This window comes from Vibrio sp. V39_P1S14PM300, assembly GCF_009904765.1.
Lineage (GTDB): Bacteria > Pseudomonadota > Gammaproteobacteria > Enterobacterales > Vibrionaceae > Vibrio > Vibrio proteolyticus.
Map to the genome: position 1 here is coordinate 1 of NZ_WXWP01000230.1, position 21,792 is coordinate 21,792.

Below are 21,792 nucleotides of genomic sequence, written 5' to 3' on the forward strand. Positions count from 1 at the left end.
GTTATTCATAAAGAGTGTACCGGCCCGCAACGCAGGTTTTAACTGGCTCAACGGTTAAAAGGTACGTATTTTTTTCTACTAAAAAGGTAGGTATGTCATGGCAGAGCAATTTGCTAAAGCTTGGGAAGGTTTTGCAGCAGGCGACTGGCAAAACGAAGTAAACGTTCGTGATTTCATTCAGAAGAACTACACTCCGTACGAAGGCGACGAATCTTTCCTGGTTTCTGAAGGTACTGAAGCAACAAACAAGCTTTGGGCTAAAGTAATGGAAGGCATCAAACAAGAGAACGCAACTCACGCTCCTGTTGATTTTGATACCTCTGTTATCTCTACCATCACTGCTCACGATGCAGGCTACATCGAAAAAGATCTTGAAACTATCGTAGGTCTACAAACTGAAGCGCCTCTAAAACGTGCGATCATCCCTAACGGTGGTATTCGCATGGTTGAAGGTTCATGCAAAGCCTACAATCGTGAACTAGACCCTCAAGTTAAGAAAATCTTCACCGAATACCGCAAAACTCACAACGCGGGTGTTTTCGATATCTACACTCCTGATATCCTTGCATGTCGTAAGTCTGGTGTACTAACTGGTCTTCCTGACGCATACGGTCGTGGTCGTATCATCGGTGACTATCGTCGTGTTGCGCTGTACGGTATCGACTTCCTAATGAAGGACAAACTGGCTCAGTTCACTTCTCTTCAAGAGAAATTTGAGAGCGGCGAAGACCTACAAATGACCATGCAACTTCGTGAAGAGATTGCTGAGCAACACCGCGCTCTAGGTCAAATCAAAGCTATGGCTGCGAAATACGGTTTCGATATTTCTCGCCCAGCAGAAACAGCACAAGAAGCTATCCAATGGACGTACTTCGGCTACCTGGCCGCTGTTAAGTCTCAAAATGGCGCAGCCATGTCTCTGGGTCGTACTTCTACATTCCTGGATGTGTACATTCAACGTGATATCGAAGCTGGTAAACTGACTGAAGAACAAGCTCAGGAAATGATCGACCACTTCGTCATGAAACTACGTATGGTTCGTTTCCTGCGTACGCCTGAATACGATGAGTTGTTCTCGGGTGACCCAATCTGGGCAACCGAATCTATGGGTGGTATGGGTCTTGACGGCCGTACTCTGGTAACACGCACCAACTTCCGCTTCCTGAACAGCCTGTACACTATGGGTCCAAGCCCAGAGCCAAACATTACGGTTCTGTGGTCTGAGCAACTGCCTGAAGGCTTCAAGAAGTTCTGTGCCAAAGTGTCTATCGATACTTCTTCTATCCAGTACGAAAACGACGATCTCATGCGTCCAGACATGAACTCTGACGATTACGCCATCGCGTGTTGTGTATCTCCAATGGTTGTTGGTAAGCAAATGCAGTTCTTCGGGGCGCGCGCTAACCTGGCAAAAACCATGCTTTACACCATCAACGGCGGTATTGACGAGAAGCTGAAAATCCAAGTTGGTCCTAAGATGGGCAAGATCGAAGGCGAATACCTGGATTACAACGAGCTGTGGGAAAAAATGGACCACTTCATGGATTGGCTAGCTAAGCAGTACGTGACTGCACTAAACAGCATCCACTTCATGCACGACAAGTACAGCTACGAAGCTTCTCTGATGGCGCTGCATGACCGTGACGTGAAACGTACCATGGCTTGTGGTATCGCAGGTCTGTCTGTTGCCGCTGACTCTCTGTCTGCCATCAAGTATGCGAAAGTGAAACCTGTACGTGACGAAGATGGTCTGGCAATCGACTTCGAAATTGAAGGCGACTACCCTAAATTCGGTAACAACGATCCTCGCGTCGATGACATCGCATGTGAACTGGTTTCTGTGTTCATGGGTAAAATCCGTAAGCTTAAGACTTACCGTGATGCGATCCCTACTCAGTCAATTCTTACTATCACTTCAAACGTAGTTTACGGTAAGAAAACTGGTAACACGCCTGACGGTCGTCGTGCGGGTGCACCATTTGCACCAGGTGCAAACCCAATGCACGGTCGCGATGAGAAAGGTGCGGTAGCGTCTCTGACTTCCGTGGCAAAACTGCCGTTTGCGGATGCACAAGATGGTATTTCATACACCTTCTCTATCGTACCGAATGCGCTGGGTAAAGACGAAGGCTCACAACGTGCTAACCTGGCTGGCCTGATGGACGGTTACTTCCACCATGAAGCCGGTGTAGAAGGTGGGCAGCACCTGAACGTAAACGTTCTTAACCGCGATACATTGCTGGATGCTGTTAAACACCCAGAGAAATACCCTCAGCTAACTATCCGTGTATCTGGATACGCTGTACGTTTCAACTCTCTGACTGCTGAGCAGCAACAAGACGTTATTGCCCGTACTTTCACCGAATCTCTGTAAGATCTAAAGTGCTGTCAAGGCTCGCCAATTGGCGAGCCTTTTTTATTTCTGCGCCTCAGACCAAGTCTCGTTACTTTCATGCTGAATAACGAAGCCGTTCCGGTACGCCTCGTGACAGCCTGACTCACACCGTAAAACGCTGGCAATCGGAATTCAGGCTGGAGGAGCGTTGATCCACCGCCTGACTGGTATCGCGCAAGTGGTCATTATTGCGCCCCAGAGCTTCCATAGCAGACGAAATTTGCGTCATGCTGTCCGCCATCGACTGACTGGTGGTCGCCAGCTCTTTAATTGAGGCAAAAATCACGTCTGTCTGATGCGCGGTTTCTTCCGCCTTGGTGGTGATATGAGATAGCGCACTCATCGCCTGGCTACCACGCTCCCGGCCCTGATTCATCGATGACTCCGACTGGCCAATATAATGAATGACCTCCGCACTCTCTTTCTTCAGAGTTTCAATCGTTTCACTGATTTCCGATACCGCATCGACCGTTCTGACCGCCAGACTGCGTACCTCATCCGCCACAACCGCAAACCCACGCCCCTGCTCACCGGCGCGCGCCGCCTCGATGGCGGCGTTCAGTGCCAACAAGTTCGTCTGCTCAGCGATGTCGTTGATGATGTCCATTACGGAATCAATTTTGGTTGAAGCCTCTTCCAATTGCTGAATGTGACCAGCGGCGGAATTTAAAATGACACCGATCTCTTCTATCGAATTAATCGCAGCGCCAATCACTGTCGCTCCCTGTTCCGCTGCTTGCGTGGATGACTGGCTGATTTCAGCCACAAACTCTAGCGAATTAGACACTTCCTGAGTCGTCACACTGACTTCCTCTGTCGCGGAAGCCAGTTGCTGGGTTTGACCAAGCACCTCTGTCTGGCTGGTGGCCAGATTGTCCAGTTCCAGGTTCAGTTTGGCCGCATCTCCGGACAAGGCTTGACTGCTTTGTTGCACCCCTTGAACCAATTCGCCCAGATTCTGACAGCTCTGATTGATGGCAATCGCCAACTGGTTAAATTCGTCGTTGCGATTATTGGTTTCTGTCAGACGCTGCGACAGATCCCCCCGAGCAATCGCTTTAATGGCCAGAGTGATGTGACTAAGCGAACGGGTCATCGATACGCTGATACTGAGGAACATCGCAAAGATAAGTAAAGCCAGAACTGCACACGCAATCAGCACTGACCATTTCGTTGAGCTGCTGCTGGCCAGCGCCTGAGTCTGATAATCGTCACTAATGCGACTTAGCTGACTGGTGACCGTTTCAATCACGCCCACAAACGCCTGCTCACTGCGGACCAGTTGAGTTTCAATATCGCCGAGTTGTTGGGATAACTCACTGACTTGCACGAATGTCGCTTTGAACTGCTCAATCTCTTGTTCATACAACTCCAACATGGCGTAAGTATTGGACATGTTTTCAAACCCGGCCACAGCTCGATTGAAACGTTTCAGGTTGTCTTCATTCGGCTGCAACAGGTAATTCTGCTGGGCTTTTATCATCGCCTGAAAATCAGAATTCAGCGTCACCATTCCGGTTTCCGCTATCTTATTCTCGATTGTAGTTGCAAGTGTCTTCAGCGTGCCAAGCTTGCCATCGTCAACACTAAACCCCAGCTCGGTTTTCAGGTTAAGCCATGGCAACAATGCCTGCTCGAAGCTACCGGCCGCTCGTTTGACCTGCTCAGCGTTATCAGACAATCCTATCTGGTTGAGAAACGCGAGGTTCCCCTCCACTTTTTCGAGCAAAGTGGTCAACGCCTGACGAGTTGACGGCACCTGCTGCGCAGTCAACTGGCTCATTTGTGACGCCAGTGAGATAAGCTCGGTTTGGGTTTGATAGATGGAAACCACCCCATGATTAACCTCGGAACTGCTCTGATACTGAGCGTCCAAAGAACCCAGGCGGGTTGAAGTGAATACTCCCAGACTGATGAAGCCAAGAGAGAGTATGATCAAAAGCAGCGTAATTTTGTGTTTCTGCGATAGTGCAAGCGCGTCCATGCAACATCCTTATCATCGTTTATGATGAACCACTGATTGGAGCCAAATATCTACATTCTCAACTGATTAGTATTTATTCTTTTTATAACAACTTTATAACATAAACTGTATCGGACGAAACGTATTTTTCTTTATTTACAAAATGGCGGAAATGAGATCTCGCTAACCCTATTTAATCCCTACTTTTTGTAATAAAATAACAGCTTGAATCCTTACGAGAGATGAGCACATGTCAACAACGGGTCGTATTCACTCATTCGAATCTTGCGGTACAGTCGACGGACCTGGTATTCGGTTTATTGTTTTCATGCAGGGTTGCCTGATGCGCTGTATGTACTGCCATAACCGGGATACATGGGACACGCATGGTGGCAAGGAAGTGAGCGTCGACGAGATCATGCAGGAAGCTCGCTCGTACCGGCATTTTATGAAAGCCTCCGGTGGAGGCATCACCTGTTCCGGTGGCGAAGCCATGCTACAACCAGAATTCGTCCGCGATCTGTTTCAGGCAGCCCAGGCTGAAGGTATCCACACTTGTCTGGACACTAACGGCTACGTTCGCAAACATACGCAGGTGATTGACGACGTGCTGGACGCAACCGATCTGGTGATGCTAGACATCAAGCACATGAAAGATGAAATTCATCATGATTTTATCGGTGTTTCGAACAAGCGTACGTTGGATTTTGCCCGCTACCTACATAAAATCGGACAGAAAACCTGGATTCGCTATGTGGTGGTGCCGGGTTACACCGATGATGATGAAGCTGCCCATATGCTGGGTGAGTTCATTAAAGACATGGACAATATTGAGAAAGTCGAGTTGTTGCCTTACCACAAACTTGGGGCACACAAATGGGAGGCGTTAGGCCTAGATTATCCATTAGAAGGCGTGCAGCCACCGACGAAAGAAACCATGGATAAAGTCGTATCAATTCTTGAGCAATATCACTCTAACGTAAAATACTGATACCAACTGTCCCCGGTTTCGTAAAAAATACCAGCTCATCGCTGGTATTTTTGTAAAGGAGTCAGGGTTGTTTCTCGAAGAACTGTTTGCTTTGGTGGTGGTATGCCTGGCGGTGGCCGTCGCTCTCGGTGATTTTCGTGCAGCGTTTCTGCCCAAGTTCACGACCGAAAAAAGCTTTCAGCACCTGACATACGCGGTGATTTTTGCCCTTTTTCTACTTTGGTCTGCTCAGGCAGGCATTAAAGAAGGCCTTACGATTCACTTTCTTGCCCTGACAACCCTAAGCTTGATGTACGGCTGGCGTATTGCATTTTTGCTCACCATTCCAGTTGCTTTTGCGCTCGCGTTAACCGGAAAACTGACACTGGTCGATATTCCGGAATACCTGATGTTGTCGAGCCTGATTCCTATTTTGAACAGTTATGGCGTCTTTCTTCTGAGCTATCGCTGCCTGCCGCGCAACATCTTCGTGTTTATCTTTGTTGCCGGATTTTTTAACGGCGGACTGACCGGCAGCCTGCATCTGACGATTAACACCGCCTATCAAATGATCCTGGGCAATTACGACTGGCAGACGGTGCGGGATAACTACCTTATTCTGGTCCCCTTACTTGCCTTTCCGGAAGGGTTATTGAACGGCATGTCACTGGCAATACTGTCCGTTTTCAAACCAGAGTGGCTGCGCACGTTCTCCGACCGTGATTACATTTATAACCACCATCATCGAAATAAATAAATCGCGTTTTGGTGGCGATTTATTACACTTTTCATATTAAATCCGTGTTGAGATCATATTTCAGCGCAGAGACTTGCTGGTAATCTGGCTACAGCAAATAATCATAGTTTCTTAGTGAGGGCCCCCATGGAAATGACCAACGCTCAACGCCTGATTTTGTCTAACCAGTATTATCTGATGTCTCAGATGGATCCGGACAACGCGACCAAGTATCGACGAATGCAAACCATCGTTGAACGCGGGTATGAACTGCAAATGCGCGAGCTGAATAAAGATTTCGGTTGCCTACCGGAAGAAAAGTGTCGCGAAATCATCGACATGATGGAAATGTATCATGCGATGCAGGAGTCATTTAACATGCTCGATGCAACACAGCAAAAAGACGTCGACGCGCGCCGATTGCAGTTTCTTGGCTTTGACATTGCAACAGAATCCCAATTGGTTCACTACGTGCGTTTTTTGGTTGAGTCAGAGGGCCTCTATCCTCAGTTTGATAAAGGCGATCACCATTTCAATAGTCAAACCCCGATGTTCGACAAATATCGTCGTATGTTGACCACCTGGCGTCACTGCCCACGTCAATATCATTTGTCTACCACCGAATTAAAGCAGATCTTTAACGCTTAAGCTCCATTTTACGCCTCTGAGTCAAAAAGGCGGCGACCGTCGCCTTTTTCCTGTCCCACCCACCTAATTATCTGGCTGATAAACAAAAATACATTATTCACCCTATTAGAACGTCCGCACTCCTCGCTTCTGATCATTTTGCCTTTTCATTGCGTAATCACTCGTAAGGTCACCCGAATACTTGGTTGTATTCAGATCAGTGATAGTGAATCCAGCCGTTTACACCTGCACTAACTGAGCAGACCAGTCGTTTATCTGCCGTCAAGATACTGAAAATATTCAGCTCAAATATGAACGGAGCGACTGCACAAATTTACGCAACCGATCGTAAATAAACACATATTTTTTAAGCAAAATTACAAATACCAACTAGTCTTAGAAGTAAAGGATTTGTAGTCCATTGCGAGTTGTTTGTCACTGTGACAGGTTCAGAGGGGAATTGATTATGAGTATTTTCGACCACTATCAAGCACGCTACGAAGCTGCCAAGGATGAAGAGTTATCCATACAAGACTTCCTGGCGCTGTGTAAAGAGGACAAAAGTGCCTACGCGAACGCCGCTGAGCGCCTTCTAATGGCTATCGGTGAGCCCGAGCTCGTCGATACCTCACACGATCCCCGCCTCAGCCGGCTGTTTTCGAACCGGGTCATCTCCCGCTACAAAACTTTTCAGGACTTTTATGGCATGGAGGACTCAATTGAACAAATTGTGTCGTACCTAAAACACGCTGCACAAGGTCTCGAAGAACGCAAGCAAATCCTGTACTTACTTGGTCCTGTCGGGGGCGGTAAATCATCACTGGCCGAGAAGTTGAAAGCGTTAATGCAGCAACTTCCTATTTATGTGCTATCCGCGAACGGCCAGCGCAGCCCGGTTAACGACCACCCATTTTGTCTGTTTGACGTCAATGAGGACGGTGAGCTGCTCAAGCAAGAATACGGTATCGAGCAACGCTATCTTCGCTCGATCATGTCTCCTTGGGCGGCCAAACGCCTGCATGAGTTTGGTGGCGACATCTCTAAATTCAAAGTGGTAAAAGTTCGTCCATCGATTCTGGATCAGGTCGCCATAGCTAAAACGGAGCCTGGTGATGAGAACAACCAGGACATTTCATCTTTGGTGGGTAAAGTCGATATTCGTCAACTGGAACACTATTCACAAGACGATCCCGACGCATACAGTTACTCCGGTGCCCTGTGTAAAGCCAACCAAGGGTTAATGGAATTTGTCGAAATGTTCAAAGCACCGATCAAAGTTCTGCACCCATTGCTAACCGCCACACAGGAAGGCAACTACAACGGGACCGAAGGACTTTCGGCGTTGCCGTTTGACGGTATGATTCTCGCGCACTCCAACGAATCAGAGTGGCAGACGTTCCGCAACAACAAAAACAACGAGGCCTTCTTGGATCGGGTGTACATTGTTAAAGTGCCCTACTGCTTACGTGTGTCCGAAGAAGTCAAAATCTACCAGAAGCTGCTGGATCATTCCGAACTGGCTCAAGCGCCCTGCTCGCCAAGCACGCTTGGCTTGCTGGCACAATTTAGTATTCTGTCACGCCTGAAAGATCCAGAAAACTCATCCATCTATTCGAAAATGCGGGTGTATGACGGCGAAACGCTGAAAGATACCGACCCCAAAGCGAAAAGCTACCAAGAATACCGTGACTACGCTGGTGTGGATGAGGGCATGAGTGGTCTGTCGACCCGTTTCGCGTTCAAAATTCTTTCGCGTGTGTTCAACTTCGACCAAACGGAAGTGGCGGCTAACCCAGTCCACCTGTTTTACGTCATTGAGCAGCAGATAGAGCGAGAGCAATTCCCACAAGAAACCGCTGAGCGCTACCTGGAATTCCTGAAAGGGTATCTGGTGCCACGCTACATTGAGTTTATCGGCAAAGAGATTCAGACCGCGTATCTTGAGTCCTACTCCGAATACGGTCAGAACATCTTTGATCGCTACGTTACCTATGCAGACTTCTGGATCCAGGATCAGGAATACCGAGATCCAGAAACCGGACAGTTGTTTGACCGTGCCTCACTCAACAGTGAACTGGAAAAAATCGAGAAAACAGCTGGTATCAGCAACCCTAAAGATTTCCGTAACGAGATCGTTAACTTCGTATTGCGTGCCCGCGCCAACAACAATGGGCAAAATCCGGTGTGGACCAGTTACGAAAAACTGCGCACGGTTATCGAGAAAAAAATGTTCTCCAACACGGAAGAATTGCTGCCTGTTATCTCCTTCAATGCCAAAACCTCTTCGGAAGATCAGAAGAAACACGACGATTTCGTTAATCGTATGATGGAGAAAGGCTACACCGAGAAACAGGTCAGGTTGTTGTCTGAGTGGTATTTGCGCGTACGTAAATCCTCTTAACAGCACCTACAACGCGGAGAAATGGTCAGTGTGAGTGCTTGTGGGCACTCGCACCCGCCTCTTTCTAGGTGTATACGGACATTAAGGGGTCACTTATGGCGCAATTCATTGATAGACGTCTGAATGGCAAAAATAAAAGTGCAGTGAACCGGCAACGCTTCCTGCGCCGTCATAAAGACCAGATAAAAGAATCAGTTGCAGACGCAGTCAATCGTCGTTCGATTACGAACACCGAGACCGGCGAAGATGTGTCTATTCCACACCGGGACATCAAAGAACCGACCTTTCACCAGGGCCGCGGCGGCATGCGTGAGCGTGTTCATCCCGGTAACGATCAGTTCATCACTGGCGACAAAATTGAACGCCCCAAAGGAGGCGGTCAAGGCGGTGGAGCCGGAGAAGGCGACGCCAGCCCGGACGGCGAAGGTCAGGACGAATTTGTATTCCAGATTTCAAAAGACGAATACCTCGACATACTCTTCGAGGATTTAGAGCTGCCTAATCTGGAAAAAAACCAAATTAATAAAATCACAGAATGGAAAACCCATCGCTCGGGTTACCAAACCGCAGGCATGCCCTCAAACATTGCTATCGTGCGTTCGCTGCAGCAATCTCTTGCGCGCCGCACGGCTATGACCGCCAGCAAAAAACGTCTGCTCCAGGAGTTAGAGGAAGAACTGGAGCGAATTGAAAATCAAGAACCAGCTCAGGTTCTGGAAGAACGACGCCTGAGAAAAGAGATTCAAGAGCTACGCCAAAAAATCGAGAGCGTACCATTTATAGATACTTTCGACCTGCGCTTCAAGAATTACGAAAAACGCCCGGTTCCGTCCAGCCAGGCAGTGATGTTTTGTCTGATGGATGTGTCTGGTTCAATGGATCAGGCAACCAAAGACATCGCCAAACGTTTTTATGTTCTGCTGTATTTGTTCCTAACCCGGACCTACGAAAACGTCGATGTTGTGTTCATTCGTCACCATACGCAAGCCAAAGAAGTCGATGAACATGAATTCTTCTACTCTCAGGAAACCGGGGGCACCATCGTTTCAAGCGCTCTGAAACTGATGAAGGAGATCATTGCGGAACGTTACCCGGTTGGCGAGTGGAACATCTATGCCGCCCAGGCATCCGACGGCGACAACTGGGCAGACGACTCACCACGCTGTAAAGAATTGTTGGTAAATAACTTGCTGCCTAACTGTCAGTACTACTCGTATATTGAAATTACCCGCCGATCCCATCAGACGCTGTGGCATGAATACGAGAAAATAGAAAACCAGTTCGACAACTTTGCAATGAAAAACATCCGCACTGTTGACGACATCTTCCCTGTGTTCAGGGAGCTATTCAGGAAAGAAACCGCTTAGGGAGGCCGTTATGACAGCGACCACAAGAACAAAAGCGAAAAAAAACACTAAGTGCCTGCCGGATGGCCCCGATTGGACGTTCGACCTGCTTGAGCGTTATCACAAAGAGATCAAGCGGGTAGCCGAACACTACCGCCTTGACACCTACCCCAATCAGATTGAGGTGATCACGTCAGAGCAGATGATGGATGCCTACTCCAGTATTGGTATGCCAATCAATTATAATCACTGGTCGTTCGGTAAAAAATTCATTCAAACCGAACAAGGCTACAAACACGGTCAAATGGGACTGGCTTACGAAATAGTCATCAACTCGGACCCGTGTATCGCCTACCTGATGGAAGAGAATTCAGTAACCATGCAGGCGCTGGTTATGGCGCACGCCAGCTATGGACACAACTCCTTCTTTAAGGGTAATTATCTGTTCCAGGCCTGGACTGATGCCAGCTCCATCATTGACTACATGTTATTTGCGAAAAATTATATCGTCGAATGCGAGGAAAAATACGGTGTCACGGAAGTCGAAGCCCTGATCGACTCGTGTCACGCGTTGATGAATTACGGCGTGGACCGCTATAAACGTCCGGAAAAAATCTCCATTGCGGAAGAAAAAGCTCGTCAGGAAGAGCGTGAAGCGTATCTTCAATCTCAAGTCAACGAGCTGTGGCGAACCGTGCCAAAGTCTAAAATTAAAGCGGAAGATCAGAAGCAACGCTTTCCGAACGAGCCACAAGAAAACATCCTGTACTTCATTGAAAAACATGCTCCCCTGCTAGAGCCCTGGCAACGTGAGATCGTCCGGATCGTGCGTAAAATCAGTCAGTATTTTTACCCTCAGAAACAGACTCAGGTAATGAACGAAGGCTGGGCCACCTTCTGGCATTACACCATTCTGAACCATCTGTACGATGAGGGCCTGGTATCGGACAAATTCATTCTGGAGTTTCTCCATAGCCACACCAGCGTGGTCGCGCAGCCGCCTTACAACAGCCCGTATTTCAGCGGTATCAACCCTTACGCGCTCGGTTTTGCGATGTTTCGTGATATTAAACGGATTTGTGAAGAGCCGACCGATGAAGACAAAGAGTGGTTCCCGGATCTGGCTGGCAGTGACTGGCTGGAAGCCGTTCACTTTGCGATGCATAATTTCAAAGATGAAAGCTTTATCAGTCAATACCTGTCACCCAAGTTGATCCGCGACTTCAAGCTATTTTCCATTGTTGATGACGACCGGAAAAACTTCATTGAAGTGAGTGCGATCCATGATGAAATGGGTTACCGGCAGATCCGAGAAAAACTCGCAGCCCAGTACAATCTCAGCAACCTCGAACCAAACATTCAGGTATACAACGTCGATGTTCGCGGTGACCGTTCTCTTACCCTTCAGTACGTTCCGCATAATCGCGTTCCACTGGATGAGAGCTATAACGAAGTGTTGAAACACCTTTACCGCTTATGGGGATTTGACGTCATTTTAGAAGAGGTCAAAGATACCGGAAGAAGAGAGATTTTAGCCACGTGTCCGCAGCGCAATGACTACGACAACAAAATTTGAGTTTGTGTATCGTTAAACTTAAGGTCTTCCTCAAACCAATAAAAAGCTCCCTAGGGGAGCTTTTTATTATTGGATCGAATCACTTGGAGGCTACAATTTTGCGCACTGCGTCCAAGTCCTCTGGGGTATCCACGCCCGCTGCTGGCGCTTCTTGCGCAACGGCCACATGGATTTTTTCGCCGTACCACAGCACGCGCAACTGCTCCAGAGACTCAATTTTTTCCAGCGCCGACGGTGCCCAATTCACATACGTGTTAATGAAACCAGCACGGTAAGCGTAAATGCCAATATGCCTCATCAGTGGCTGAGCAATATGTGCCGGCTGCGAAGAAAATTGGTCGCGATCCCATGGGATCGTGGCGCGGCTGAAATACAACGCGTAGCCGTCTTTATCAGTCACGACCTTAACCGCATTGGGATTGAACACTTCCGCTTCATCGCTAATTTCAACCGCCAGCGTTGCCATTGGCGCGTCACTGTTGGCCAAATTGTTGGCCACTTGAGCAATGATCGCTGGTGGGATCAGGGGTTCGTCGCCCTGAACGTTCACGATAATGTGTGAGGCATCGATTTTCAGCCGTTCAATCACTTCCGCCAGACGTTCGGTACCAGATTCGTGTTCGGCTGAGGTCATGCACACTTCACCGCCAAACGCTTCGACGGCTTGTTGTACACGTACGTCATCGGTTGCTACAACCACACGATCCGCCCCGGCTTGTCTCGCCTGCTCATAAACCCACTGCACCATAGGTTTGCCACCGATATCAGCAAGCGGCTTACCTGGTAAACGAGTAGACTGATAGCGTGCAGGGATAACAACGGTAAAAGCCATTATCTTCCCTCATCCATCGACATGGTGCGCGCTTCAGGCTCGAGCAATACCGGGATGCCATCTTTGATCGGATAGGCAAGACGATCCAGTTTACAGATAAGTTCCTGGCTGTCTTTATCGTAAGTCAGTTTGCCTTTACATACCGGGCAGGCAACGATCTCAAGCAGACGGTGATCCATATTGTTCCATAACCTCTTTAATTCGATTTAAGATTCGCAGCTCATCCTGTTCACTAAACCTGGCATCAACTGGCAAATACCACCAGTTATCCGCTGCAAATTCACGACATTTTACTGCGTCTTTTTCTGTCATTATGACGTTCGTCCCCTGGCTTGCAAGTGCTTCCAGCTCAGACGCTTGATATTCCTGATGATCCGCGAACCCTTTGGTTACGACCAGATCAGCACCCAGTTTTTCCAGCGTGGCAAAAAACCGCGGCGGGTGACCAATACCGGCGAATGCCACCAGCGCTTTCAACTGACTAACCAAAGTTTTGTCGGCGTGCGTTAAGTTCACCGCCAGGCCCGGGCTGAGTGTCATTGCCATTTCACCCGGCTGCGGGTCACCACCGTTGTTGATGATAAAATCAACCTCTTCAAGACGACTGAGCGGCTCACGCAGTGGTCCTAACGGGATCAAAGACTGATTGCCATAACGGCGAGCACCATCCATAACACTGATCTCAATGTCACGCTGCAACGCATAGTGCTGCAGTCCATCGTCGGTAATGATGATATCAACGCCTAACGGCAGCAACGCGTCTACGGCGTCGCTACGTACCGGAGACACTGCAACGGGTGCCCCGGTGCGTTGTGCAATCAACTTAGGCTCATCGCCGCAGTGAATCGCTGGCGTTTCTGGCGTGACAACCAGAGGATACTGGGGCGCTTTAGCGCCATAACCACGGGACACCACACCGGGCGTATAACCTTGCTGTTGCAGACGCTCAACCAGCCACACCACCATCGGCGTTTTCCCATTCCCACCCGCGGTAATATTGCCAACGACCACGACCGGAACCGGTGCCCGATAACTGTGCTTTTTGCCGGATTGATAATCCTGTTTTCGGCCAGCACTGATATGGCGGTACAGCTGACTTAGCGGCCACAATAGTGGCCACAACAGATATTTGAGTGGATGATTTTCGTACCAGATTTTCTCAATCACGCTTACTCACCAAACTGAATACGATGCAACTGAGCATAGGCGCCATCTTTGGCTATCAACTCAGCGTGCGAACCACGCTCGATGATTTCACCCTCATCCACCACCAGAATCTCATCGGCGGCTTCAATGGTTGACAGTCGGTGAGCGATCACCAACACCGTTTTATCTTTTTGCAGCTCATCCAGCGCCATCTGAATCGCTTTTTCGCTTTCTGTATCAAGCGCCGAGGTGGCTTCGTCGAGAATCAGCACCGGCGAATCACGCAACAAGGCACGTGCGATGGCGATACGTTGACGCTGCCCGCCAGACAAGCTGGCGCCGTTTTCACCAATCATGGTGTCTAGGCCTTCGTCCAGATTGTCAATAAACTCCATCGCATGAGCCAGTTTGGCCGCCTGTTCAATTTGTTCACGACTGTATTGCTCTTTCGCCGCATAGGCGATGTTGTTGGCGATGGTGTCATTGAACAAATGCACGTTCTGCGACACCAGACCAAAATGCTGACGCAGGTTAGTCAACTTGTATTCACGAATATCGTGGCCATCAAGCAGTATCGAACCAGAATCGACGTCATAGAAACGAGTAAACAGATTCGCAATGGTACTCTTACCTGAGCCAGACCGCCCAACCAGAGCCACGGTTTTGCCCGGTGGGATATTGAAACTGACATCTCGCAGCGCCGGTTTTTCTTTACCGCTGTACGTGAACGTCACGTGTTTCACTTCAATATCGCCACGCACTTGCTTGGTTTCGTAATCACCGTTGTCCTGCTCCGTATCCAGATCGATCAGAGCAAACAGTGTTTGGCTCGCTGCCATACCGCGCTGGAATGTCGACGTCACGTTGGTTAGCGCTTTCAGAGGGCGCATCAAACCAAACATCGCCGAGAACACGACCGTAAATGTCCCCGGAGTGAGCGTTTCACGGATGGAGTCCACACTCGCCAAGAAAAGTACTGTAACCAACGCAATAGAGGCGATAATCTGAATCACTGGGTTGGCGATAGCCTGCGCTGACACTAACTTCATTGAGTGCTGGCGCATGCGGTTACTGACTGAGTCAAACCGTGCGCTTTCGACATCCTGACCACCGTAACTCAGCACCACTTTGTGGCCTTTCAGCATTTGTTCAGCGGAAGTTGCAACATGGCCCATCGTGGTTTGCATGTTCTTGGAAATCTTGCGAAAACGCTTAGAAACGATCCCAATCGCCCAAGCGACCAGAGGCGCAACCACCAGCAGAACCAGTGATAACTGCCAACTGTTCCAAAACATCAGGGTCAGCAGACCAATGATGCTGGCACCTTCACGTACAATACTCACCAACGCTTTGCTGGTCGCTCCTGCCAGCTGTTCGGTGTCATAAGTGATGCGTGAAAGCAAGCCTCCGGTGGACTCTCTGTCAAAGAAAGACACAGGCATATGCATGAAATGATTGAATATTTTTCGGCGAAGTAACATGACCACGTTGCCAGAAACCCAGCTTAGGCAATAGTCAGAAACAAAGCTACTCACACCGCGCACCAACATCATGCCAAAAATGATGAATGGCAGAATTTTGAGAAAATTGGATTGAGTGTCGCCAAACCCTTCATCAAGCAGCGGTTTGAGCAGAGAAACCATGTAAGTATCTGCGATAGCGTTGATCACCAGGGCGACAACCGCCACACCCAGTCCCGCTTTGTATAAGCGGATGTAAGTCCACAAGCGACGGAACGTCTGCCAGGTGGTCTCGTCTTGATTCAATGACATATACGAATGGTACTTTTGATTGTATTAATCTTCCTATTCTACTCGCTTCCGCAAGATATGCCTATACCAAGACTCGCTTTGTCGCAGGCTTTCCACCCGCCACTGGCCTTGCTCAACCAAGAGCGAAATTTGCCCATTGTGACCCGTGTCCAACCAAGTGGTGCCCGCCGCCTGATAACGCGATACCACCTGATCCGCAGGCATTCCCCAGCGATTGTCCCGAGCTAAAGAGGCAAAAGCATAATGAGCCCCGACCGCATCGACAAACGGCTGGATTGACGAAGTTTTACTCCCATGATGCGGCACAATCACTATCTCACTGCGCAATAACTGCGGTTGACGGACCAGCATCCACTCAACCAGTGCATCAATGTCACCCGTCAACAACACCCTGACGCCGGAAACAGGATCGCTCAAGCGCAAGACGCACGAGTGCGAATTGTACGCGCGCATCACCCCTTGTTGCGGCCACAATACCTCAAAGTCCAGGCTGTTCCACCGCCAGGTTTGCTTAGCAATGCATGGTGAAAAATCGGGAGAGTCCTGGCTGGCACGAATCCAACCCGGTGACCATGCACGTTGAATCTGTTGCCAGCCACCCGAGTGATCGGAGTCCATGTGACTGAGAATCAGTCCGTCCAGAGAGCGAATATTGCGTTTACGCAGCAACGGCAAAATCACCGCATCGGCCATACTGCCGTTTTCCCACGCCAAACCGGTATCATAAACAATGGCCCGGCGATTTTTATCGATCACCACAGCGAGGCCATGGCCGACATCCAGGACATCCAGACGCCATCGGTTCACGCTTTGCGGCCTGTCGGTTAACCAGCCCGCCATCACACAAAGCATCAATAGCCAGAGTCGCGCAGAGCCACTCAGCAAGGGCCACAACAGTGCCACGACAAACATCATCCCGAATCGCAGTATCCAAACCGCGTTGAGTGTCCACCAGAGCTCTCCCACCCAGTCAATCGCGTAGATAACCGGTTTCAGCGTCCAGGCAACGCCGTTCCAAAGCACCGTCGCTGTATCGGGTAGCACCGCACTGAACGTCAGCCCGGCTAAGGTTAAGGGCACAACAAAAAAGGAAAACCACGGCACAAAAATGAGGTTGTACAAAGCGCTGGCCAGGGTAATGCCATCGAAAAACCATAAACTGACTGGCAGCATACAAGTCACCAACCAGAGTTGCATTTTCGTCAGCCTGATGAACAGGTTGTCAGTCACAGAGTGACGAGCCAGATAAGTGAACACCACCGTGACAGCGAGAAAGGATAACCAAAACGAGACCGCCAGCGAAGCCAGAGGATCCCACAGCAACACCAACGCAAGCGTCGCCAATATCCGCCCAACCAGACTCACCCGTAAATTCAGCAACGAGAACAAGACATTTAGCAGACACATGATCAGCGCCCGTTCGGTGGGAAGCGAAAACCCCGCCAGCCAGGCATAACAACCGGCCACCACGCAGCCCAGTAGCCAGGGCAACAATAGCGCACGATACGACAACCGCAACACCAGCGTGCCCATCATGAACCCGACGGAGAAAGCGATACCGATGTGCAAACCGGAAATGGCCACCAGATGTGCCAGCCCGCTATTGCGCAGCGACTGCCATAAGTCAGGCTCAATCTCACCTCGGTAACCAAACGTCAGAGCCAACAACAGTGAACGCTCCGGACTGGCCGCTAACGATTGTCGAATCAGTGTGAACAGCCGGCTGCGCAGGTGATTGGATGATTCACTGAACCAGGATGAACCTTTAACAATCACTGCACGCGCCAACAAGCGCTGACTGAACGCGTAACGTTCGCGATCAAAACCGACTTCATTTCTGAGCCCGATCATACTCTTCAACGACACTTGCGCCGTCACTACCTCACCAGGCATTAGCGGACGCGGCGCAATCAACTGAACACGTGGCTGCTGAAAGTACGACAAGGGTTGGCCATTGATGGCGGTAATCACCACTTTTCCATCATATCCGTGACTTATTTGCTTAAAAAAGCTGTCAACGTCGGCTTTTATGGTAATATCCTGACCTGCTAGGAACAGAGAATCTGCTTGCCATCGCAGTACGTTGCCTTGAAAGAGGATAACGAGAATTGCAGCTAAACTTCCTGTCAGGCATCTTAACTTTCTGTACTTCAGACTTGTTATCAAGACGATCAGAACAGGGACACACCACAACCCACAGGGCAGGGTCAGCCAGTGTGGTGACGTTAAGAGTGTGAGACTGAACGAAGCTAACGTCCAATAATTTGATAAGAGAGTCATCGCCCCATGCCAAGAAAATTTATCAAGCGTTTCATGCCAGATCACGAGGTCATCAAACGTCAGAAGGCATTGAAAATTTTTGGCAATGTTCTGTACAACCCGAACCTGTGGTGTTTAAACCGCCGCTCTGCCGCCGGCGCATTTGCGGTCGGCTTATTCATGGCGTTTGTTCCGCTCCCCAGTCAGATGATCATGTCAGCCGGACTGGCGATTGCATGCGGTGTCAATCTGCCACTGTCCGTTGCACTGGTCTGGGTCAGCAATCCGATCACCATGCCGGTTCTGTTCTATTTTGCTTACAAACTTGGCGCCTGGGTAATGCATGTCCCGCCACAACCTTTTCATTTCGAACTTTCGTGGGAATTTTTGTTGCACCAGATGCAAACCATCGGACCGCCATTCCTGCTCGGCTGCATGATTTGCGGCGTGGTCAGTGCCATCGTGGGTTACTTTGGCATTAAAGGTTTGTGGCGCTACTCTGTCGTGAGAAGCTGGCAGAAACGTCAGCAACGGTAGTTCACCACCTCACGTGACAGAAGGCCGAAAACAGACAATTGCGATCAGGGATATTTTTCTGACTGCAAAAAGCGTTAAGCAAGTATGAAAAAAGGACCGTGTGGTCCTTTTTTGTTATTTACCACTCAGCACGCTGGCTGGGTTGAGCCGGCTCGCTCGTGACGCGGGATACCAGGTCGCCAGCAGGCTCAGTATGATGGCGGTTCCTGACACCAACACAACATCGTCCAGATGCACCTGTGAGGGAAGAAAATCCACAAAGTAAATATCACCAGACAGAAACTGATGCCCAATCAGGCTTTCCAGAGCTTTCACCATCGGCGTAAGGTTGAACGCTACAGCCAGACCAATCACACTGCCAACAACACTCCCCAGTACACCGGAAAACACGCCTTGCCAGACAAATATGCGCTTAATTAACCCGTCAGTGGCCCCCATTGTGCGAAGTATCGCGATTTCTGATGCGCGATCTTTAACGGCCATCATCAGAGTCGAGACAATATTGAAGCACGCGACACCGATCACCAATACCATTACCAGATACATAATGGTACGTACCAGCTGAATATCTCGATACAGGAAACCAAATTTCTGCTGCCAGCTGCGCAGATACACATAGACGTTAAGCGTATTTCCTGCCTCACGCACGATCTGAGTGGCGTTGAGGACATCGGACACTTTGACCGACACCCCGGTAACCGCACTGCCCATATTGGCGTACTGCTGTGCATCTGCCAGAGGCACCATCGCCAGGTTATGATCGATCTGGCCATTGAGCGCCAATAACCCTGCCACTTGCACCCGAACTCGCTTTGGTGCTTGCACCTGCTTGGTGGTATTGCTGGTCGGGATCATTAAGGTCAGGTAATCCCCCTTTTTCACGCCGAGATAATCGGCTACGCCCTGCCCCAAAATCGCCAGTTGCTGTCCCGGCTTAAATGCCTGCCAGGCAGACGGGTCGACGAACTCAGCAATTTTTGACACAGTCGCTTCACTTTGGGGATCCACGCCACGTACTTCTATCGCTTTGAGTTTTTGGCCTTTTTCTGCCAGTGCGGTAAATTTCACGTAGGGCGCTGCTGCGGTGATCTGTGGATGTTGTTCAGCCTGTTTGATCACCGAAGACCAATCTTCAATCGGGCTACGCACCCCTTCAAATTCGCCGTGAGGAATCACGGAAAGAACCCGATTTTCCAGCTCACGCTCAAAACCGTTCATGGCAGACAAACCAATGATGATCACCGCCACACCAACAGCGATGCCGATGGTGGAAGACAGCGAGATGAACGACACCATTTTGTTACGCTGTTTGGCGCGGCTGAAACGCCCGCCAATAAACAACGACAGGGAGGACAACACTTACGCCACCTCCACGTTCAGCAACAGACCATCTTGCATATGCAACTGACGATCCATTTTCGCCGCCAGTTCACCGTCATGAGTGACGACAAGAAACGCGGTACCAGATTCCCTGTTCAGCTCACGCATCAGATCATAAATCGCCAGTGCGGTTTTATGGTCCAAGTTACCGGTAGGTTCATCGGCCAGCACCAGATCCGGCTTGTTGACCAAGGCACGGGCTATCGCCACACGCTGACGTTCCCCACCAGACAGCTCTGCCGGGCGGTGTTCCATCCGATGCCCCAGACCAACTTTTTCCAGCAACTCACTGGCCTGCTGTTTCGCATCGCTGACCTTAGCGCCACCGATCAACAGCGGCATCGCCACATTTTCGAGTGCACTAAAATCCGCCAGCAAATGGTGAAACTGATACACAAACCCTAAATGTTGATTGCGGATTTTGGCTTGTTTATTGGAAGACAGCGCCGAGAGATCGTGACCAAGAAAAGTGACCCCACCCCGGCTCGCATCATCCAATGCGCCCAGAATGTGCAGCAGCGTACTTTTGCCCGATCCGGACGAACCGATGATCGAGACCAACTCCCCAACCTGGATGTCAAAGCTGACGCCTTTTAAAACCTGTGTGTCCAACCCACCTTCCCGGTAGGTCTTACATACATCGTGACAGTGTAAAAGGTTATTCATATCTCAAAGCCTCAGCGGGTTTAACAGAAGATGCGCGGTAAGAAGGAAACAGGGTTGCCAGTAAGCTCAGTGCAACCGCCAGTAAAACCACGACCGAGATCTGCCATGGACTGATCATCACCGGCAGCTCTCCACCAATGGACAATAGCGCGACGCCCATGGTATCGAGCAACGTATTCAGATTGGCAGCCAGTGCGACACCGAGGACACCACCGACAACCGCACCAATCACGCCGCTGCTTGCCCCCTGCACCATGAAAATCGTCAGGATTTGATTGCTGGTCATGCCTTGTGTTTTCAAAATAGCCACTTCCGACTGCTTCTCCATCACCACCATGATCAGCGCAGAGATGATGTTAAATGCTGCGACACCGACAATCAGCCCCAGCATCAAACCCATCATATTCTTTTCCATTCGCACGGCCTGAAATAACTCGCCGCGCTGCTCACGCCAGTCACTCCAGTGCCAGCCGTCCGGCAACGATTTGGTTGCCAGCTCACTGACGACAAACGGATCGTTAAAGAACAGGCGCCAGCCAGAAATGGTATCGGATTTGAAGCGCAATAGGCGACCTGCATCATGCAGGTGTGTCACCATTAGCTGGCCATCGACATCAGAGCCGGTATTGAAAATTCCGGCAACGGTAAAGTTACGTTGGCTCGGAATCCGGCCCAACGGGGTAAACTGACTGGCACTGGTGACCATCAGGCGGACTTTATCACCCAGCGAAACGTTCAGGTTACGCGCCAGGGTATGGCCAAGGAACACCTGATACTTACCCGGCTGCAACGCCGAAATCCGGCCAGCTATCAGATAGTTTTCGATCGGGTCATCATCACCGGGCTCAATCCCAACCATCAAGCCTGCGCTCAGCTCTGACGCGCTTTGAATGACCGCTTCACTGCGTACAATAGGCTCTGGCTTCTTTGCCGCTGACAACGAGGTAATAAATGCCGGCGGTTCGGCAGTATAGCTGGTGCGATCATCGCCTTGCGCAATCACAGCCTGAGGCAAGACACCAAGAATCCGGCTTTTAAGCTGTGCTTCAAAGCCATTCATGACCGACAGAACGGTCACCAACGCCATCACACCAATGGTGATGCCTGCGGTGGACATATAAGAAACAAACCGACTGAACCTGTCGCCTGAGCGGCCTCTCAGGTAGCGCAGACCGATAAACGTCGA

17 protein-coding genes are annotated in these 21,792 nt (G+C 49.8%); 8 read left to right on the forward strand and 9 right to left on the reverse strand.

Annotated elements, in window-relative coordinates; all coding sequences use genetic code 11:
* Positions 1–97: 97 nt before the first annotated feature.
* Positions 98–2,374: a formate C-acetyltransferase gene (pflB, locus tag CAG65_RS11570; RefSeq protein ID WP_161447815.1), complete on the forward strand. Its 2,277-nt coding sequence runs from the start codon at positions 98–100 to the stop codon at positions 2,372–2,374.
* Positions 2,375–2,498: 124 nt separating this feature from the next.
* Here pflB and CAG65_RS11575 read toward each other — a convergent pair whose 3' ends face one another.
* Entirely contained in the window at positions 2,499–4,379 is a 1,881-nt protein-coding gene (locus tag CAG65_RS11575) for a methyl-accepting chemotaxis protein (RefSeq protein WP_161453733.1), read from the reverse strand.
* A 229-nt stretch (positions 4,380–4,608) separates the two neighbouring features.
* On the opposite strand from CAG65_RS11575, the gene pflA reads away from it, so the two are divergent.
* From pflA to CAG65_RS11605, 6 genes are all read left to right on the forward strand, one after another.
* Positions 4,609–5,349: a pyruvate formate lyase 1-activating protein gene (gene pflA, locus CAG65_RS11580; protein ID WP_021704132.1), complete on the forward strand. Its 741-nt coding sequence runs from the start codon at positions 4,609–4,611 to the stop codon at positions 5,347–5,349.
* 82 nt (positions 5,350–5,431) lie between these two features.
* Entirely contained in the window at positions 5,432–6,085 is a 654-nt protein-coding gene (locus tag CAG65_RS11585) for a hypothetical protein (protein ID WP_443098394.1), read from the forward strand.
* A 126-nt stretch (positions 6,086–6,211) separates the two neighbouring features.
* A complete protein-coding gene (locus tag CAG65_RS11590; protein ID WP_021704134.1) occupies positions 6,212–6,712 on the forward strand; it encodes a YfbU family protein in 501 nt (166 codons plus the stop codon).
* Between the two features lie 445 nt (positions 6,713–7,157).
* Positions 7,158–9,092 carry a PrkA family serine protein kinase gene (locus CAG65_RS11595; RefSeq protein ID WP_021704135.1) on the forward strand — a complete coding sequence of 645 codons (1,935 nt, stop codon included), beginning with the start codon at positions 7,158–7,160 and terminating at the stop codon, positions 9,090–9,092.
* 95 nt (positions 9,093–9,187) lie between these two features.
* Positions 9,188–10,459, forward strand: a complete 1,272-nt coding sequence (locus CAG65_RS11600; protein ID WP_021704136.1) for a YeaH/YhbH family protein — start codon at positions 9,188–9,190, stop codon at positions 10,457–10,459.
* Between the two features lie 10 nt (positions 10,460–10,469).
* The gene (locus CAG65_RS11605) at positions 10,470–12,014 is read left to right on the forward strand and encodes a SpoVR family protein (protein ID WP_161453735.1); all 1,545 of its coding nucleotides are present in this window, start codon (positions 10,470–10,472) and stop codon (positions 12,012–12,014) included.
* A 79-nt stretch (positions 12,015–12,093) separates the two neighbouring features.
* Here the strand turns inward: CAG65_RS11605 and kdsB are convergent, their stop codons facing one another.
* From kdsB to CAG65_RS11630, 5 genes are read right to left on the reverse strand one after another with little or no spacing between them, the layout of a single operon-like run.
* On the reverse strand, positions 12,094–12,846 hold the full coding sequence (gene kdsB / locus CAG65_RS11610; protein ID WP_161453736.1) for a 3-deoxy-manno-octulosonate cytidylyltransferase: 753 nt from the start codon (positions 12,844–12,846) through the stop codon (positions 12,094–12,096).
* The gene (locus CAG65_RS11615) at positions 12,846–13,025 is read right to left on the reverse strand and encodes a Trm112 family protein (RefSeq protein ID WP_021704139.1); all 180 of its coding nucleotides are present in this window, start codon (positions 13,023–13,025) and stop codon (positions 12,846–12,848) included. Before CAG65_RS11615 ends, kdsB begins: the two co-directional genes overlap by 1 nt.
* The gene (gene lpxK / locus CAG65_RS11620) at positions 13,006–14,013 is read right to left on the reverse strand and encodes a tetraacyldisaccharide 4'-kinase (protein WP_161453737.1); all 1,008 of its coding nucleotides are present in this window, start codon (positions 14,011–14,013) and stop codon (positions 13,006–13,008) included. Before lpxK ends, CAG65_RS11615 begins: the two co-directional genes overlap by 20 nt.
* Before the next feature lie 2 nt (positions 14,014–14,015).
* On the reverse strand, positions 14,016–15,764 hold the full coding sequence (gene msbA / locus CAG65_RS11625) for a lipid A ABC transporter ATP-binding protein/permease MsbA (RefSeq protein WP_161447809.1): 1,749 nt from the start codon (positions 15,762–15,764) through the stop codon (positions 14,016–14,018).
* A 33-nt stretch (positions 15,765–15,797) separates the two neighbouring features.
* Complete coding sequence (locus CAG65_RS11630; protein ID WP_161453738.1) at positions 15,798–17,735, reverse strand: DNA internalization-related competence protein ComEC/Rec2; 1,938 nt, start codon at positions 17,733–17,735, stop codon at positions 15,798–15,800.
* A 315-nt stretch (positions 17,736–18,050) separates the two neighbouring features.
* On the opposite strand from CAG65_RS11630, the gene CAG65_RS11635 reads away from it, so the two are divergent.
* A complete protein-coding gene (locus tag CAG65_RS11635; RefSeq protein ID WP_021704143.1) occupies positions 18,051–18,560 on the forward strand; it encodes a DUF2062 domain-containing protein in 510 nt (169 codons plus the stop codon).
* A 114-nt stretch (positions 18,561–18,674) separates the two neighbouring features.
* Here the strand turns inward: CAG65_RS11635 and lolE are convergent, their stop codons facing one another.
* The 3 genes from lolE to lolC all read right to left on the reverse strand — a co-directional run.
* Positions 18,675–19,919: a lipoprotein-releasing ABC transporter permease subunit LolE gene (gene lolE, locus CAG65_RS11640; RefSeq protein WP_161447805.1), complete on the reverse strand. Its 1,245-nt coding sequence runs from the start codon at positions 19,917–19,919 to the stop codon at positions 18,675–18,677.
* Positions 19,920–20,606 (reverse strand): lipoprotein-releasing ABC transporter ATP-binding protein LolD, encoded by a 687-nt coding sequence (gene lolD / locus CAG65_RS11645; protein WP_161447803.1) that lies wholly within the window; start codon positions 20,604–20,606, stop codon positions 19,920–19,922. It abuts the gene before it with no gap.
* Positions 20,599–21,792: lipoprotein-releasing ABC transporter permease subunit LolC (gene lolC, locus CAG65_RS11650; protein WP_161453739.1), on the reverse strand; the 1,194-nt coding region annotated here is incomplete at its 5' end. The genes lolC and lolD, both read right to left, overlap by 8 nt.